The 16,932-nt window shown below is 66.7% G+C and carries 11 protein-coding genes and 1 pseudogene; 3 read left to right on the top strand and 9 right to left on the bottom strand.

The annotated features are described in order from the left end of the window. Positions 1-57 precede the first annotated feature (57 nt). Positions 58-624, top strand: a complete 567-nt coding sequence (locus tag FKQ52_RS06455) for a hypothetical protein (RefSeq protein WP_141626421.1) — start codon at positions 58-60, stop codon at positions 622-624. A 126-nt stretch (positions 625-750) separates the two neighbouring features. On the opposite strand, the gene metH is transcribed toward FKQ52_RS06455, so the two are convergent. Genes metH through FKQ52_RS06475 form a run of 4 tightly spaced genes read right to left on the bottom strand, consistent with a single transcriptional unit; the run spans position 751 to position 6,399 of the window. Beyond that, a complete protein-coding gene (gene metH, locus FKQ52_RS06460) occupies positions 751-3,417 on the bottom strand; it encodes a methionine synthase (protein ID WP_141626422.1) in 2,667 nt (888 codons plus the stop codon). Beyond that, positions 3,417-4,496 (bottom strand): homocysteine S-methyltransferase family protein, encoded by a 1,080-nt coding sequence (locus FKQ52_RS06465; RefSeq protein ID WP_141626423.1) that lies wholly within the window; start codon positions 4,494-4,496, stop codon positions 3,417-3,419. The genes metH and FKQ52_RS06465 overlap by 1 nt, the downstream gene beginning before the upstream one ends. Beyond that, positions 4,493-5,440: a methylenetetrahydrofolate reductase [NAD(P)H] gene (metF, locus tag FKQ52_RS06470; RefSeq protein ID WP_141626424.1), complete on the bottom strand. Its 948-nt coding sequence runs from the start codon at positions 5,438-5,440 to the stop codon at positions 4,493-4,495. The genes FKQ52_RS06465 and metF overlap by 4 nt, the downstream gene beginning before the upstream one ends. Then, on the bottom strand, positions 5,437-6,399 hold the full coding sequence (locus FKQ52_RS06475) for a metalloregulator ArsR/SmtB family transcription factor (protein ID WP_141626425.1): 963 nt from the start codon (positions 6,397-6,399) through the stop codon (positions 5,437-5,439). The genes metF and FKQ52_RS06475 overlap by 4 nt, the downstream gene beginning before the upstream one ends. A 215-nt stretch (positions 6,400-6,614) precedes the next feature. Between FKQ52_RS06475 and FKQ52_RS06480 the strand changes: the two genes are divergently transcribed. Next, entirely contained in the window at positions 6,615-7,178 is a 564-nt protein-coding gene (locus tag FKQ52_RS06480) for an EF-hand domain-containing protein (protein ID WP_141626426.1), read from the top strand. Here FKQ52_RS06480 and FKQ52_RS06485 read toward each other — a convergent pair whose 3' ends face one another. The 4 genes and pseudogenes from FKQ52_RS06485 to ettA form a co-directional block, all read right to left on the bottom strand. Beyond that, positions 7,179-7,940, bottom strand: a complete 762-nt coding sequence (locus FKQ52_RS06485; RefSeq protein ID WP_141628260.1) for a DUF6065 family protein — start codon at positions 7,938-7,940, stop codon at positions 7,179-7,181. 115 nt (positions 7,941-8,055) lie between these two features. Continuing rightward, entirely contained in the window at positions 8,056-11,640 is a 3,585-nt protein-coding gene (locus FKQ52_RS06490) for a VWA domain-containing protein (RefSeq protein WP_240811759.1), read from the bottom strand. A 276-nt stretch (positions 11,641-11,916) separates the two neighbouring features. Continuing rightward, a pseudogene (locus tag FKQ52_RS16860) lies at positions 11,917-12,360 on the bottom strand (hypothetical protein); the annotation flags it as partial. An 86-nt stretch (positions 12,361-12,446) separates the two neighbouring features. Then, positions 12,447-14,114, bottom strand: coding sequence for an energy-dependent translational throttle protein EttA (ettA, locus tag FKQ52_RS06495; RefSeq protein WP_141626428.1), 1,668 nt, complete (start codon positions 14,112-14,114; stop codon positions 12,447-12,449). A gap of 184 nt (positions 14,115-14,298) precedes the next feature. On the opposite strand from ettA, the gene FKQ52_RS06500 reads away from it, so the two are divergent. Beyond that, a complete protein-coding gene (locus FKQ52_RS06500; RefSeq protein WP_168196804.1) occupies positions 14,299-15,813 on the top strand; it encodes a serine hydrolase in 1,515 nt (504 codons plus the stop codon). A gap of 295 nt (positions 15,814-16,108) precedes the next feature. Here FKQ52_RS06500 and FKQ52_RS06510 read toward each other — a convergent pair whose 3' ends face one another. Further along, positions 16,109-16,858: a 3-oxoacyl-ACP reductase family protein gene (locus tag FKQ52_RS06510; protein WP_141626430.1), complete on the bottom strand. Its 750-nt coding sequence runs from the start codon at positions 16,856-16,858 to the stop codon at positions 16,109-16,111. Between the last annotated feature and the right edge of the window lie 74 nt (positions 16,859-16,932).

Consider the following 16,932-nt stretch of genomic DNA (forward strand, 5'->3'; position numbering starts at 1 on the left):
CCCGATTCAAGCGTTGCTGCATCCAGTCGGGCCACGCGCCCCTGTTCCGGAGCCTTCATGTTCGCCAGCCTCGCCGCCGCCCTTCTTCTGTCCACCGCGCCTGCTTCCCAGGACGGCCCGATCCGGACCGCCCCGCGTGAGGCCCAGGATGACGGCCCGGTCATGACCGCACCGCTTGTGGAGACCGGGGACTCGCTGCGGGTGCGTGAGGCGGTCGCCTACGCCAACCCGCTGCCGCGCGGCGCGCCGGAGGCTGACTATCCTCTGGTCGCCTGGTGCGAGGCGCTGGTGAACGGCCATGTGGCGCTGGGCGAGACGCTGGAAGCCCGGGACGATCTGGACAATGACATCATCCGTCTGGGCCGGCTGGAGGCCACGGATTTCCGGGCGGCCCTGACCGCCGCGCAGGCGCGCCAGTCCCCCGCCACCCTGACCGCCGCCCGCGCCGCCGCCGCCGAGGCGACCGCCAAATGGACCCCGCTGATGGCCCAGGATCAGGCCGCCCGCAGTCAGGCCTTCGGTCTGTTTTTCGGTCTTCCGGGCCGCTGTGAGCACGCCGCCCGGCGTATTCGCGAGAACATCACGACGCCGCCGGCGACGCCTGCTGAAGTCGGCCTCGAGTAAGAGAGCGATTTCGGCGACGAAATTCGCGCGATTTCGACGACGCGAAAGTGAGAAACGGACGACGAAGGAGACGGCTGTTCGGGCGCATCTGACCGCGCCCGAACCCGCAGCGGCGGCCGGCGCCGGTCAGGCCGCCTCGGTGCGTCCCGCGCTCGCCGGATCATAGTTGAGGATGGGCGCCAGCCAGCGCTCCGCCGTGGCCACGTCCCAGCCCTTGCGGGCCGCATAGTCCTCGATCTGGTCGCGGTCGATCTTGCCGACGCCGAAATAGTGGCTGTCCGCATGGCCGAAGTAGAGGCCGGACACCGAGGCCGGGGGCGTCATGGCGTAGCTTTCGGTCAGCTGCATTCCGGCATTAGCTTCCGCGTTCAACAGCTTGAACAACGTCGCCTTTTCCGTGTGGTCGGGCTGGGCCGGATAGCCGGGCGCGGGGCGGATGCCGAGGTATTTCTCCTCGATCAGTTCCTGCACCGAGGTCTGCTCGTCCGGAACATAGCCCCACAGCTGCGTCCGCACTTCCTTGTGCAGTCGCTCGGCGAAGGCCTCGGCCAGACGGTCGGCCAGCGCCGTCGCCATGATGGCCGAATAGTCGTCGCCCTGCGCCTTGAACCCGGCGGCCTTCTCCAGTTCGCCGTGCCCGGCGGTGACCGCGAAGGCGCCGAGGTAGTCCTCGCCGTCCTCGGCGACGAAGTCCGACAGGCACAGGTTGGGCTTGCCGTTCGACTTGGCGATCTGCTGGCGCAGGCCGTGGAAGCGGGCGGCCTCGACGGTACGGCTTTCGTCGGTCCAGACCACGATGTCGTCGCCGCGCGCATTGGCGGGCCAGAAGCCGACCACGCCCTTCGCGGTGAACCAGCGCTCGTCGATGATACGCTTCAGCATCGTCTGCGCGTCCCTGAACAGGTCCTGCGCGGCCTCGCCGACGATCTCGTCTTCCAGGATCAGCGGATAGCGGCCGATCAGCTCCCAACTGGCGAAGAAGGGCGTCCAGTCGATGTGGTCGGCCAGGTCCCGCAGGTCCCAGCTGTCAAAGGCGCGCACGCCCAGGAAGGACGGCTTCGCGGGCAGGGGCTTGTCGGGATCCGGCTTGAACCGGTTGGCGCGGGCGGCGGGCAGGGCGGCGCGCGCCTTGACCTCCTGACCGCGGGCGAACTGCTCCCGGATACGGATGTATTCGTCGCGCGTGGCGGCCTCGTTTTTCGCCTTCTCGGTCGGGGACAGCAGGCCCGCGACCACGCCGACGGCGCGGCTGGCGTCGATGACATAGGTGGTCGAGCCCCGGCGATAGGCCGGTTCGATCTTCACCGCCGTATGGGTCCGGCTGGTGGTCGCTCCGCCGATCAGCAGGGGCAGGTCGAGGCCACGCCGCTCCATCTCGGACGCCACGAAGACCATCTCGTCCAGCGACGGCGTGATCAGGCCGGACAGGCCGATGATGTCGCAGCCGTTGGCGATCGCCTCGTCGAGGATGCGGTCGGCCGGGACCATGACGCCCAGATCGATGACCTCGTAGTTGTTACACTGAAGCACGACGCCGACGATGTTCTTGCCGATGTCGTGGACGTCGCCCTTCACCGTCGCCATCAGGATGCGCCCGGCGGACGAGCGCGGCTGACCTTCCTTCTCGGCCTCCATGAAGGGCTCCAGCCAGGCCACGGCCTGCTTCATCACGCGGGCCGACTTCACCACCTGCGGCAGGAACATCTTGCCCGAGCCGAACAGGTCGCCGACGATATTCATCCCGTCCATCAGCGGGCCTTCGATGACGTGCAGGGGACGTTCGACGCCCAGCCGCGCCTCTTCGGTGTCGGCCTCGATGAACTCGGTAATGCCGTGGACCAAGGCGTGGGCGATGCGCCCGGCGACCGACTGCTCGCGCCACTTCAGGTCCACGACCCGCGCCGCGCCCTTCTCGCCCTTGTAGGACGGGGCCATGTCCACCAGCCGCTCGGTGTTCGACACATTGGTCCGCTGCGGCCGGTTCAGGATCACATCCTCGACCGCCTCGCGCAGGACCGGATCGATGTCGTCATAGACCGGCAGGTCGCCGGCGTTGACGATGCCCATGTCCATGCCGGCATTGATGGCGTGGTAGAGGAAGACGCTGTGGATGGCCCGGCGCACCGGCTCGTTGCCTCGGAAGCTGAACGAGACGTTCGACACCCCGCCCGACACCCGGGCGTAGGGCAGGGTGGCCTTGATGACCTTGGTCGCCTCGATGAAGTCGACGGCGTAGTTGTCGTGTTCCTCGATCCCCGTCGCCACGGCGAAGATGTTGGGATCGAAGATGATGTCCTCGGGCGGGAAGCCGACCTCGTTGACCAGGATGTTGTAGGCGCGGGTGCAGATCTCGATCTTGCGCGCGGCGGTGTCGGCCTGACCCACCTCGTCGAAGGCCATGACCACCACGGCGGCGCCGTAGCGCAGGCATTTGACCGCGTGCTCGCGGAAGATCGCCTCGCCTTCCTTCATCGAGATGGAGTTGACGATGGGCTTGCCCTGCACGCACTTCAGGCCCGCCTCGATCACCTCCCATTTGGAGCTGTCGATCATCACCGGCACGCGGGCGATGTCGGGTTCTGCCGCAATCAGGTTGAGGAAGGTCCGCATGGCGGCGGCGCCGTCCAGCAGCCCTTCGTCCATGTTGATGTCGATGATGGCGGCGCCCGCCTCGACCTGCTGGCGCGCGACGTCCAGCGCGGCGGAATAGTCGCCCTCGACCACCAGCTTGCGGAATTTGGCCGAGCCGGTGACGTTGGTCCGCTCGCCGACGTTGATGAAGGTGGGACGCACTACGCTACCAGTTCAAAGGGTTCGAGGCCGCTGAGCCGCATCGCCACCGGCCGCTCCGGAATGGCGCGCGGGGGCACGTCCGCGACTTCTTCGGCCACGTGCTTGATGTGGTCCGGCGTCGTGCCGCAGCAGCCGCCGACGATGTTGACCAGGCCGGAGCGCGCCCATTCCTCGATGAAGTGGGCCGTCTCGTGCGGCTGTTCGTCGTACTGGCCCATGGCGTTGGGCAGGCCGGCGTTGGGATAGGCGGCGACCAAGGTGTCGGCGACGCGGCTCAGTTCGGCGATGAACGGCCGCATCAGTTCGCCGCCCAAAGCGCAGTTGAAGCCGATGGCGAAGGGCTTGGCGTGGCGCACGCTGTTCCAGAACCCCTCGGCCGTCTGGCCCGACAGGGTGCGGCCCGAGCGGTCGGTGATGGTGCCCGAAATCCAGATCGGCAGGGGCGGCAGGCCCTCGTCCTCCAGATCCTTGATGGCCTTGATGCAGGCCTTGCAGTTCAGCGTGTCGGTGATGGTCTCGATCAGATACAGGTCGACCCCGCCCTCGTTCAGCGCCTTCACCTGATGGCGATAGGCCTCATAGACCTGGTCGAAGGTCACGCTGCGGGCGCCGGGGTCGTTCACGTCGGACGACATCGACAGCATCTTGTTCAGCGGGCCGATGGAGCCGGCGGCGAAGCGCGGCTTGTGCGGCTCCTTCTCGGTCCAGCGGTCGGCGGCGGCGCGCGCCAGTTTCGCGCCTTCCAGATTGATGTCCCACACCGCCTGGGCGTCGAGGTAATAGTCCTCCTGCGCGATGGTGGTGGCCGAGAAGGTGTTGGTCTCGGAGATGTCGGCGCCGGCGGCGTAATACTGGTCGTGCAGGTCGGCGATGACATCCGGGCGGGTGATGCAAAGGATGTCGTTGTTGCCCTTCATCTGGCCCGGATGGCCGATGAAGCGATCACCGAGGAAGTCGGCCTCGTCCAGCCCGCGGCGCTGGATCATCACGCCCCAGCTGCCGTCGAGCACGAGGATGCGGTCCTTCGCGGCGGCGTGCAGGGCGGCGATGCGGTCTTGTCGGGTCAGGGGGGAGGTCATCCGGTCGCCTGTTCGCGAACGCCCAGCACCCGGCAGATAGCGTAAACCAGATCGGCGCGGTTCAGGGTGTAGAAGTGGAAGTCGCGGAAGCCCTCTTCCTGCAGCCGGGCGCAGGTCTCGGCGGCGACGGAGGCCGCCAGCAGCTTGCGGGTCTCCGGATCGTCGTCCAGCCCGTCGAAATGGGCTTTCAGCCAGTCGGGAATGGCCGTGCCACAGGCCCCGCCCATCCGTTGCAGGCCCGCGAAATTGGACACCGGCATGATGCCGGGGATCAGGGGGATGGTCACGCCCGCCGCCCGCACGCGATCACGGAAGCGCAGGAAGGCGTCCATGTCGAAGAAGAACTGGCTGATGGCGCGGGTGGCTCCGGCGTCGACCTTGGCCTTCAGCACATCGATGTCGTGGTCGATGGAGGGGCTTTCCGGGTGCTTTTCCGGATAGGCGCCGACGGTGATGTCGAAGCCGCCGACACGGCTGATGGCGGCGGTCAGTTCGGTGGCGTTGGCATAGCCGTCGGCGCGCGGCTGATAGACGCCGCCGATCCCGTTCCCACCCGGGGGATCGCCGCGCAGGGCCACGATGTGCTTCACGCCCGACGCCTTGTAGGCCTCGATCACGGCGTCCACCTCCTCACGGCCGGCCTCGACGCAGGTCAGGTGGGCGGCGGGCTGCAGGGTGGTTTCAGACAGGATGCGCTCCACCGTGCGGTGGGTCCGCTCACGGGTCGAACCGCCGGCGCCGTAGGTGACAGAGACGAAAGCCGGGTTCAGCGGCGCGAGGCGCTGGATCGCCTTCCACAGGTTGGCTTCGGCCTCGTCCGACTTGGGCGGGAAGAACTCGAACGAGACGCGCGGGCGTGAGGCGTCCTGACCGGCGCGGGCGACCGGTCCCAGCGGCGACAGCAGCAGGGCGCGGGCTTCGGCGAGGCTGATGGGCGTGCTCATGCCGCTTTCGCTTTCGTCTGAACCGGTCGTTCGGCGGTCCAGATGGAGACGGTCAGGCCGTCGGTGTCGGGGGGCAGGGTGGTCGCGGCCTCGGCGGTCAAGCCGGCGTTCTTCAGCCAGCGGCGCATCTCGTCATCGGCGAAGCCGAGGCGGCGGTGCTGATGCTCCTCGCGCAGATGCTCCAGCTGGTGCGGGGCGAAGTCGACGATCAGCAGGCGACCGCCCGGGGCCACCAGGCGCGCGGCCTCGGCGACGGCGGCGGCGGGGTCGGCGAGGTAGTGCAGGACCTGATGCACCAGCACCAGATCGGCGCTGTGCTCCGGCAGGCGGGTGGCGAAGATGTCGCCGTGGCGCAGCTCGACCTTGTCCAGCCCGGCCTTCGCGACATTGGCCCGGGCGATGTTCAGCATGTTGTGGCTGAGATCGAGGCCGACGGACATCTTCGCCTGCTTGCCCAGCAGGGTCAGCATACGGCCCGAGCCGGTGCCCAGATCGACAACGCGCTCGAACGGGCCGTCGCCCGCGGCCTTTAGGATGGCCGCCTCGACGTCGCTCTCGCACACATAGAGGGAACGCATTCGGTCCCACTGGGGCGCGACGCGTTCGAAATAGGCGTTGGCGGCGGCCTCGCGGTCGCGGCGGACCTCTTCCAGCCGCCGGTCGTCGGCGGCGTTGGCGCTGTCGTCCAGCAGATCCAGCACTGTGTCGATCAGCCGACGCGCCAGCGGATCCGACGACAGGCGGTAGAAGACGCGCGCGCCGTCCGGGAAACGCTCGATCAGACCGGCGTCGGCCATCAGCTTCAGATGGCGGGACACGCGCGGCTGGCTCTGTTCCAGAATGCGCGACATCTCCATCACTGACAGCTCCTCGCCGGCCAGCAGGGAGAGGACCCGCAGCCGGGTCGGCTCGCCCGCGGCGCGCAGGGCCTCGACAGTTTGATCAGCGCTCAACGACATGGCTTTATATAAAGATATCCTTATATGATTTGGCAAGGAAAAAGCGCGGGGCGGCAGCGGCGGGCGAACCTGGAGCCCGTAGGGGATTCCGCTTTCGCCCGACCCTCCGGCGCGACCCGTTCTGTGTTTCAATCCGGAAACAAAAATGCGCTGGCCAGACGGGGCGGACGGGCACACTCTGGCGCTGTCGATCACCCGTATGCGGAAGTTCTTCGATGCGTCTTCGTCCGATCCTGCTCGCGGCCCCCGCCGTCCTTCTTCTGTCCGCCTCCGCGGCCTTCGCCCAGACCCCGCCGCCGCCCGCCGGGCCGCCGCAGGGACCGCCTTCCGGAACGCCCCAGGGCGCGCCTCCGATGGTCATGCGTCAGGGCGGCATGGGCGCTCCCGGCGGTGGCGGGATGGGGATGCTGCCGCGCTCGCTCGACGGCGTTCCGGCCTGGGCCGAGCGCATCTTCGGCCGTCTGGACGCCAACGCCGACGGCGCGATCACCGGCAATGAGCTGACGCCCCTGACCCAGGAGCCCATAGCCTCTCTGGGCGGCGGCCGTCTGCGCGCGATGATTTCCCAGTCCGACGCCAATCGCGACGCCCGAGTCAGCCGCGAGGAGTTCGAGGCGGGGGCAGTTCGCGCCTTCAATCGCATGGACACCAACGGCGACGGCCAGCTGTCTGACGACGAGATGCCTCGTCCGGCGATGCCCGCCGGTCCGGTCGCCATCCCCATGCCGACCGCGCCCAACCCCATGCCCATGCCGATGCCCGACGGTTCGGGCGGTTGATCAGTCCGCGTCCGAAGCGGGCGGGGGGGCGGGCAGGACCGACAAGCGGCGCTTGTTGACGTGCCCCTCGGGCCGGGGCTCGCTCTGGTCCGGGTACTCGCCCCGGAAGTAATAGCGCTGCCACGCCTGCTTCATCGCGGCGGGGTCGCCGTCGGCGAGGCGGGCGTTGAAGTCGCCGCGCACCTCTTTCCAGAGCGCATACTGGCGGGCCAGATCGCCGTCGACCGACAGGGGCGCGCCCACCGGTTCGAACGCCTCGACATGCCGATGCTGGACAGGCTGGATGAAGCAGAAGGGCTCGTCCTTCTCAAACCGCACCTTGCCGGGGGCGGTGAACAGCCAGTTCATGGTGAAGGGGTAGGGCAGCCAGTCGGTCTCGACCAGGCCCTCCAGCGGCGCGATGCCGTGCTTGAACCGGTTGGGACTGCCCGAGGCGCGCATGGCCCAGCCGGACGGGGTGCGGAACAGCCAGCCGACGTGGAAGGTGATCACCCCATGGGTGAAGTGCGACGTCACCAGCTCATCCAGGGGCGAGTCGTCGTCCAGCGCCCGGAACCGGATCGCATCGGCGTCCTTGCCGCCATCCCATTCCGCCTCGAACCCGAACGGGCACAGCAGGTCCCACCCCGTCGTGTTGGCCATGGTCAGCGGCAGGCAGCGATAGGGATGGCGCGCGGCGAAGGCGTCCATCCAGTCCCGCTCGGGCCGTCCGGGCACAAACTGCGGCGGATTGGGCTTGGTCGGGAAACACTCCAGACGCAGGCCGGGAATGTCGGTTTCGATCTGGCTCAAACCTGTCCTCGTCGCGGCGGGAATAGCCCCGCCATCTGACCGCAGATCGGCGTGTCCCGCCAGCCCGGAGGCTGGCGGACCGTGATCACTGGAACCAGGGGTCGTGCGGCGTCCCGGTGCTCATAGGGTCGCTGTAAGGACGATGCGGGCCATGGGGGGCGTCAACGATCAGCATGTCGTCGGTCGCGCCGAAGATGGAGCGGGGCAGGGGGGGCGTGTCGATGCCCGGCAGGACCAGCGGTTCGTTCACCATCTCGCCCTTGCCGGTCAGCGGTGGCAGAACCAGAGCGCCGTCATCCGCCTTGTCGTCTGACAGGGGAGGCAGCACGAAGGGATCTTCGATCAGTTCCTTGTCCGTGGGAGACAGGGGCATGACCTCGAAGGTCGGCTCGGCGGCCTGCTGGCCCAGAACCAGCACCGTCCCGTCCGCGAAGCGAACACTCTCGACCCCGTACAGAAGGTCTGTTCCATCCCGCCCGGCGACATTGTCGACCACGCGCCAGCCGCCGCTGATGCTGGAGATGGTGTAGTCGGCGCGCACGCCTTGCAGGAGGGCCATATCCGCGCCGGCCCCGCCGTTCAGGGTATCGTTGCCGCCGCGCCCGGCCAGGGTGTCGTTGCCGCCCGATCCGGTGATGACGTTGTTCTGGGCGTTGCCGGTGCCGGCGAAATCGCCCGGGCCGACATAGATCATGTTCTCGATGTTGGCCCGCAGGGTGAAGTTGCCCATGGTCGTTTGGACCGTGTCGACGCCTTCGCCCTCAAGCTCGATCAGGGTGTCCAGGGCATCGACGATGTAGAGGTCATTCCCTCGGCCGCCGTACATCTCGTTGTTGCCGCCGCCGGAGCCGCCGATCAGGGTGTCGTTGCCGTCGAAGCCAAGAAGGACATCATCGCCGATGGCGCCGTTGATGACGTTGTTCCCGGCATCGCCCATCAGGGTGTCGCGCAGGTTGGAACCGGTCAGGTTCTCGATCGAGGCGAAGGTGTCCTGTCCGCCAAGGCCGTCATTGGTGCTGCGGTTCGTATCCAGGCGCGCGGTGACCCCGGCGGTCGACAGGATGTAGGTGACGGTATCGACCCCCGCCCCGCCGTGCAGCGTGTCATTGCCCGCGCCGCCGGTCAGGACGTTGTCCAGCACATTGCCGTTGATGGCATAGTCGCCGGTCGCGACGGCCGTCGCGTTCTCGACATTGGGGCCCAGATTGTAGGCACGCAGCCCCCGCAGCTGGACCAGATCGGTTCCTTCGCCGGCGCCCTCGATGATGGAGTCGCTGACGTCCAGAACATAGGTGTCGTTGCCGGCGCCGCCGTACAACTCGTTCGCGGCTCCGGTTCCGCCCATCAGGGTGTCGTTTCCGGCAAGGCCCAACAGGACATCGCGTTGGGTCCCGCCCATGATCACATTGTCACTGGCGTTGCCGGTTCCGGTGAAGGCCGCTGTTCCGGTGTAGGTCAGGTTCTCGACGTTGGTGGCCAGCCGCATTGAGGCCAGGGCGGTCTCGATGCGATCGATCCCCTCGCCGGCGAGTTCGACGACGCTGTCGCCGACGGCCTCGATCACATAGAGATCATCACCACGACCGCCGTAGAGTTCGTTGGCCACCCCGCCGCCGCCGCGAAGAATGTCGGCTCCATCCAGCCCCATCAGAACGTCGCGCCCCAGCCCGCCGCTCAGCGTGTTGTTGGCCGCGCTGCCGATCAATGTGTCGTTGGCTGCGGTCCCGATCAGGTGTTCGACGCTGATCAGGGTGTCCGAGGCTCCGTCCCCGTCACTGGAGGCGCGACCTGTCCGCAGATCGACGGTAATGGCCGAGGCCGCGTTGCTGTAGTCGACGGTGTCGTCGCCGTCGCCGCCGTCGAGGATGTCGACGCCGCCGCGTCCTTGCAGACGGTCATCACCGGCGCCGCCCGTGAGATGGTTGGCCGCGTTGTCGCCCAGGATGGTGTCTGCGAATGCCGAGCCGCGGATGTTTTCGATCCCGGCCAGGGTGTCGGAGCCCCGATCACCGTCCGAGGAGGCGACGGCGTTGTAAAGCTGCACCGAGATACCGCCGGCGGCGTTTGAATAGTCCGCGGTGTCGATGCCCGCGCCGCCATTCAGCGTGTCATTGCCGGCGCCGCCATGAAGGATGTCGTCGCCATCGTGGCCGATGAGCTGTTCGCTTCGGGTTCCGCCGATGATGGTGTTGCTCAGTGCGTTGCCGATGCCGGAGGTCGCCGTTCCCGACAGTTCCAGTCGTTCAATATTGGCGCTCAGGGTGAAGCTGACCGTGCTGCGAACCGTGTCGTAGCCACCGCCGGTCTCGATCACCGTGTCGCCGGCATTGTCGACGAAATACAGATCATCGCCGTCGCCGCCGTCCATGGCGTCCGCGCCGGTCCCGCCCTCGAGCCGATCATTGCCGGCCCCACCCAACAGGGTGTCGGCGCCGTCGCCTCCGATCAGACTGTCGTGTCCGCCTCCGCCGGACAGAACGTCGGCGCCGGCAAGGCCCAGCATCCGGTCGTCAGCCAGGGTGCCCAGAAGGGAGTCGTTGCCGGTCGTGCCGTTGAAGCTGACCAGATAGGGGGTGGTGATCGCCTCGGAGAGGGTTTGCACGACCTGATTGGCCGTGTCCGCGCGCAGGTTAAGGCCGCCGTTGCTGTCGGCGATGGTCTGGAAGGCCGAGCCGGCATTCGTGTCCGAGCCCACCACCACGCTGTAGATTTCAACGCTGCGGTTCACCACCGTGCCGTCGGCCAGGGCGCCGAGCACGGTGACCGTGGTCAGGGCGCCGTCCGTGACCGCGCTGATGTCCGCGATCGCACCGCTGCCGCCCAGCACGTCGCGCGCCAGCGCTTCGACCTCGGCTCTCAGATAGGTGTCCTTGGGAGGGGCGTCCCCGAACAGAACGATGCGGCGGATATTGGCGTCCTCGCGCCAGGAACCGATAGCGCCGGCGAGGGCGTGCCGCAGCCCCGAGTACACGCCTTCTGGCGTGTCGCCGCCTCCGCTGACCGAGATGCTGTTGATCGCATTCAGGGCGGCTGCGCGCCGTGCTTCGAGCGTGGTGTGATTGGTGAAGGACAGGATCGTTTGTGTTTCGCCGGGGTCCTTGAAGCCGACGATGCCGATCCGTGATTTCGCACCGGCAACCGGATCGCTGAAGATGTCGGATATCAGCCGGTTCGCGGCGGCCTTCACCTGCGCGATGTCGTCATCCATGCTGCCGGTGGTGTCGATGACGAAGGCCAGGTCCTGACCGCCGCTGACGCAGACCGATCGTCCGACTTCCAGACGGCTAACCTTGTCGCCGAACTGGACGAACTCGATCCCGGTGAGTGTGTCGGTCCCGTCAGTTTGCGCGCCGCGCAGGTGAGCGACCGTCCATGCGCCGGTCGTGGCGTTGTAGCTGATGTCGTAGTCGATGCAGGGGCCGGAAAACGCGGCGATGTCGCCCGTGCCGGCGCCGCCGTAGATGATGTCGTTACCCCCTCCGCCGCGGAGGATATCGTCACCGCCAAAGCCTTCGAGACGGTCATTTCCGGAACCCGCGTTGACCTGGTCCGTAACGATGTCCCGACCTATGTAGAATGTGTCGGCGTTCCGGTGGTTATTCGACAGAACCGGGCGGTCTTGCACGATGTCATTCGTAGCCACGACCACGACGACGGAATCTCTCGTCATCTGATTGTAGAATGATGATGCTGTGATCCGCTGAACGGCTTCTACGTAGTTGGTGGCCGCGTGCGCGTCTGTTCCGACTCCAGATATTGAGCTCTGTGAATAGCTATTGTTATAGAATACGATATTGTCTGTGGTTGATGAGAAATCTCCCGGCGGAAATGCCTTGAATACAAGGTCATTTTCGAAGCCGACGTTCAACACATCGCCGGTCAGTGACGTTCTCGGCGTCGCAAATGTAATAAAGTCCGCAGTCGAGAACTGGGCGTAATTTCCGAAAGCGGAATCCCTGAGGAGATTGGCTGCAGCCGCGCCCAGGCTGTGTCCCGTGACCAGGATCGAGGATATCCCCGATGTGGCTGCGTAGTCGTTTATCGAGGTCAGTATGGAGCTGAATGAATTCAGGTACTCATACGTATAAATCGTATCATAATCTGTGGCGTCCAGCGGCGAGTCAGTGCCCCGGAATGAAATCGAGAGTTGATTTCCATTCCGGGAGACCTGGAGCGCCGCGGCGCCCCATGAGCTGGAAAAGACCCCGGCGGTGAAGCGACCGTCGTTGCTCAGGGAGCCCGCAAAGGGGCCTCCCGAGAAGCCGATTTGCGCCGCTGTCAGGGGGCTCCAGCCCGTAGGCAACACTCCCCCGACATAGGCTGCTGCAGCCAATTGCGCGGCATCCAGAACTCGCGCGGTAGAAACGCCTCGATAGTCGAAAAGCGGCATGGCATCCCCCGATGCTCACCGATCGTTGCTATCTAAGCGCGAGCGGTGGGGTTTGCCAAGCCGACCGTTAACGATCTTTCCTCGCCTTACCGCCCGAACTTCTGGAACTTGATCCGGCTGGGGATCAGGCTGTCGGCGCCCAGACGGCGCTTCTTGTCCTCTTCGTAGGCTTCGAAATTGCCTTCGAACCATTCGACGTGGCTGTCGCCCTCGAAGGCGAGGATGTGGGTGGCCAGACGGTCCAGGAACCAGCGGTCGTGGGAGATCACCACGGCGCAGCCGGCGAACTCTTCCAGAGCCTCTTCGAGGTTCTGCAGGGTCTCGATGTCCAGATCGTTGGTCGGTTCGTCGAGCAGGATCAGATTGCCGCCCGAGGCGAGCGTCTTGGCCAGGTGGACGCGGTTGCGTTCACCGCCCGACAGTTGCCCGACCTTCTTCTGCTGGTCGCCGCCCTTGAAGTTGAACGAACCGACATAGGCGCGGCTGTTAATCTCGCGCTTGCCGACCATCATGATGTCGGTGCCGCCCGAGATCGCCTGCCAGATGGTCTCGTCCGGCTTCAGGTCGTCGCGCGACTGGTCGACATAGGCCAGCTTGACGGTCTCGCCGACCTTGATCGTGCCGCCGTCGGGCTGTTCCTGCCCGGTGATCAGCTTGAACATGGTCGACTTGCCGGCGCCGTTCGGGCCGATGACGCCGACGATGCCGTTGGGCGGCAGCTTGAAGGTCAGGTTGTCGAACAGAACCTTGTCGCCATACGACTTCTGCAGGCCCTCGACCTCCAGAACGACGTTGCCGAGGCGCGGGCCGGGCGGGATCTGGATGACGGCGAACGACTGGGCGCCACGCTGGTTTTCCTGCTCGGCGACCATCTTCTCATAGGCGGCCAGACGGGCCTTGGACTTGGCCTGCCGGGCCTTGGCGCCCGAGCGGACCCATTCCAGTTCGCGGGTGAGGGCGCGCTGGCGGGCTTCGGATTCAGACTGCTCCTGCACGACGCGCTTCTGCTTGGCTTCCAGCCACGAAGAGTAGTTGCCCTCGTGCGGGTGGCCGCGACCGCGGTCCAGCTCCAGAGTCCATTTGGTGACCTGATCCAGGAAGTAGCGATCGTGGGTGACCAGGATCACGCAGCCCGGGAAGTTCTCGAGGTGGTGCTGCAGCCAGGCGACGGATTCGGCGTCCAGGTGGTTGGTCGGTTCGTCCATCAGCAGCATGTCGGGCTTCGACAGCAACAGGCGGGCCAGAGCCACGCGACGCTTTTCACCGCCCGACAGGTTTTCGACCGACCAGTCGTCCGGCGGGCAGCGCAGGGCGTCCATGGCCATTTCGATGCGGCTGTCGATGTCCCAGACATCGCCGGCGTCGATCTTCTCCTGGAGGGCCGTCATCTCCTCCATCAGCTCGTCGGTGTAGTTCTCGCCCAGTTCGGCGGCCACTTCATTGAAGCGGTTCACCCACTGCTTCTCCTCGCACCAGGCCTCGACGTTCTGGCGAACGTTCAGGGCGGGGTCGAGCTGGGGCTCCTGCTCCAGATAGCCGCGTTTAATGCCGTCGGCGGCCTTGGCCTCGCCGGAGAATTCCTTGTCGAGCCCGGCCATGATCTTGAGCAGGGTGGACTTGCCCGAGCCGTTGACGCCGACGACGCCGATCTTGGCGTCGTTATAGAAGCTCAGCCAGATGTTCTCGAAGATCTTCTTGCCGCCGGGAAAGGCCTTGGTGAGGCCTTGCATCTGGAAAATGTATTGCTGCGCCATGAGGTGCGGTGCGCCCTGTCGTTAAATCGAATGGGGAGGTTGGCGCGGGATGTAGCGACCGCGCGGCGTCAGGGCAAATCACTAGGGGACGCAGGCGGCGGTTTGATGGCGGCGCATGCATCCATTCGCCCGCCTCGCGGCCTCTGTCCGGTACGCTCCGCTTTCGGGGCAGGGAGAGCCTTTCATGCCTTCACGTCGCCTGTCCACGGCCCTTGCGGTCGCGATCCTGCTCGCTTCTCCGTCAGCGGGGATGGCGCAGGACCGGGCCGACTTCCCCGCCGCCATGGACGCCTTCGCCCGGCGCGCGCTCCAGCGCACAGAGGCCGTGCCGGGCATGGCGGTCGCGGTGGTGGATCGCGACGGCGCCGTCCTGAAAGCGGGGTATGGCGTCGCCGACGTTGAAACCGGCGCGCCCGTAACGACCGGGACGCGGTTCTACATCGCCTCGGCGACCAAGTCTTTCACCGCGCTGGCGATCACGGCGATGGCGGAAAGGGGCCAGGTCGATCCGGACGCCCCCCTGTCACGGTGGTCGCCGACCTCCGGCGTGTCGTCAGAGATCGCGAACCGCATCACCCTGACCGATCTGCTCAGCCACCGTTCCGGCGTGGACAACGGCGCCATCGCCTTTCGCGCGGCCTTTTCCGGCGACTGGACGCCGGAGACGATGTGGCGGCTGACTGACCAGACCCGTCCGCGCGAGGGCGGAGCCTACGGCGCCTTCGCCTATTCGAACGCGGGCTACAATCTGGCGACGGTCCTGCTCGAACATGAGCAGGGGCGGGACTGGCGGGCGCTGGTGCGGGACGAAGTGCTGGAGCCGCTGGGCATGGCCCGGACGACCGCCTTCATCAACGAAGCGCGGGCCGATGGCGGCGTCGTGGCCGCCGGCCATCTCGGGTTGATCGCCGGGCATCCCGAGCGCTCGCCCCTGCAGAAGGTGGACGCCACCATGCAGTCGGCGGGCGGGCTGATCTCGACCGCGGATGACATGGCGATCTGGCTGGAGGCCCAGATCAATGATGGACGGGTGGCCGGGCGGCAGGCCTTGCCCGCCGGCCTGATCGCTTCGACCCATGCGCCGCGCGTGGCGCAGGACACCACCTTCGGCGACTACGTCCGCACCGGCTACGGGCTGGGTTGGCAGGTGGGGCGCTATCGGGACGATGTCCTGATCCACCATTTCGGCAATTTCTCCGGCTCGCGCGCGCATGTCTCCTTCATGCCGGAGCGCGGGCTGGGCGTGGCCGTGATGGTCAATGAGGATGCCGTCGCGGGCGAACTGGCCGATCTGGTGGCCAACTACGCCTACGACTGGTTCGCCCGCCTGCCCGATATCGAGGCGGTCTATGATGCGAAACTGGAGGAACTGGCCGTCCGAGGTGACCGCCGCCGGGCCGGACTGGCGGCGGGCCGCGAGGCGCGGGCGCAGCGGCCCCGCACGCTCAGCCTGACCGACGCCGCCTATGTCGGCGACTACGTCAGCCCGGCCTACGGAACGATGACGGTGCGGGCGGCGGACGGGCGGCTGGTTCTGTCCATCGGCGTGCAGTCCGCCGTCGCCGAAAACTACACCGACCCCGAAAGCCTGCGGGTCGAGCTGACGCCGCTGGCGGGCGAGGTGGTGGTCTTCACGATCGGAGACGACGGTCGCCCGATTTCACTGACCTACGACGGCGAGTCTTTCGTCAGGCGTTGATCAGCGCGCGGCTGGAAGCACCGCCAGCAGCGCGCGCGTGAAACCGCTCGGGGCGACCGTCAGGTGATCCTCGTGGTTCAACACTTCGCTGGTCAAGGTCAGGCCCCGGTAGTTGCTGGGGCCCGCCTTCACGGGTGGCGGCGGCTTGCGCCGAGGTTTGGGCGTCGACCTGTCCGGTGCAGGACGAGCCCGACGCCGCATGCCCGATTCCCCCAAAAGCTTCAGCGTCGGGGAGCCTCGGGAAAAATGTGGCGACGAGGGGCGTGTAGCCGCCCCCTCGCGCCCGGCGTCCGGGTCAGGCCCCGATGCCGCCGTCGACCAGAATGCTGGCGCCGGTGATGTAGCTCGCGCCCGGTCCCGCCAGAAAGGCGACGGCCGAGGCGATGTCCTGCGGCTGGCCGTACCGACCCAGCGAGATGCCGTTCAGCATCATGGGGGCGTTCGGGCCGTCCGCCGGGTTCATGTCGGTGTCCGTTGCGCCGGGCTTGACCAGATTGACGGTGATCCCGCGCGGGCCGACCTCACGCGACAGGCCCAGGGTGAAGGCTTCCAGCGCCGACTTGGTCGCCGAATAGACGGTCACGCCCGGGAAGGGCACGCGGTCGGCCAGAACACTGCTGATCGAGATGATCCGTCCGCCGTCGCCGAGGTGGGGCAGGGCGGCCTTGGAGGTCAGCAGGACCCCGCGAACATTGACGTTCAGCAGGGCGTCGATCTGCTCCACAGTCTGGTCGGCGAACATCGCTTCACCCGCGATGCCCGCGTTGTTCACCAGGATGTCGAGGCCGCCCAGAACGGCGACGGCGCCGTCCACGGCCTTCTGCGGGCCTTCGGTCGAACCGGCGTCGGCCTGCACCACAACCGCCTTGCGGCCAAGCGCGCGGATTTCGGCGGCGACCGCCTCGGCTTTTTCGGCGGATTTTTCATAGGTGATGGCGACGTCGGCGCCGTCGGCGGCCAGTTGGCGGGCGATGGCGGCGCCGATGCCGCGGCTGCCGCCGGTGACGAGGGCGCGCTTGCCGGAAAGGGGGAGAGAAGCGGTCATGATCTGGTTTTCCATTCTGTAACGAGCGTTACGGAACGCCAGATGGAAAGCTTGCCTCCCGCCGTCAAGGGATT

The organism is Brevundimonas sp. M20, from assembly GCF_006547065.1.
Taxonomy (GTDB): domain Bacteria; phylum Pseudomonadota; class Alphaproteobacteria; order Caulobacterales; family Caulobacteraceae; genus Brevundimonas.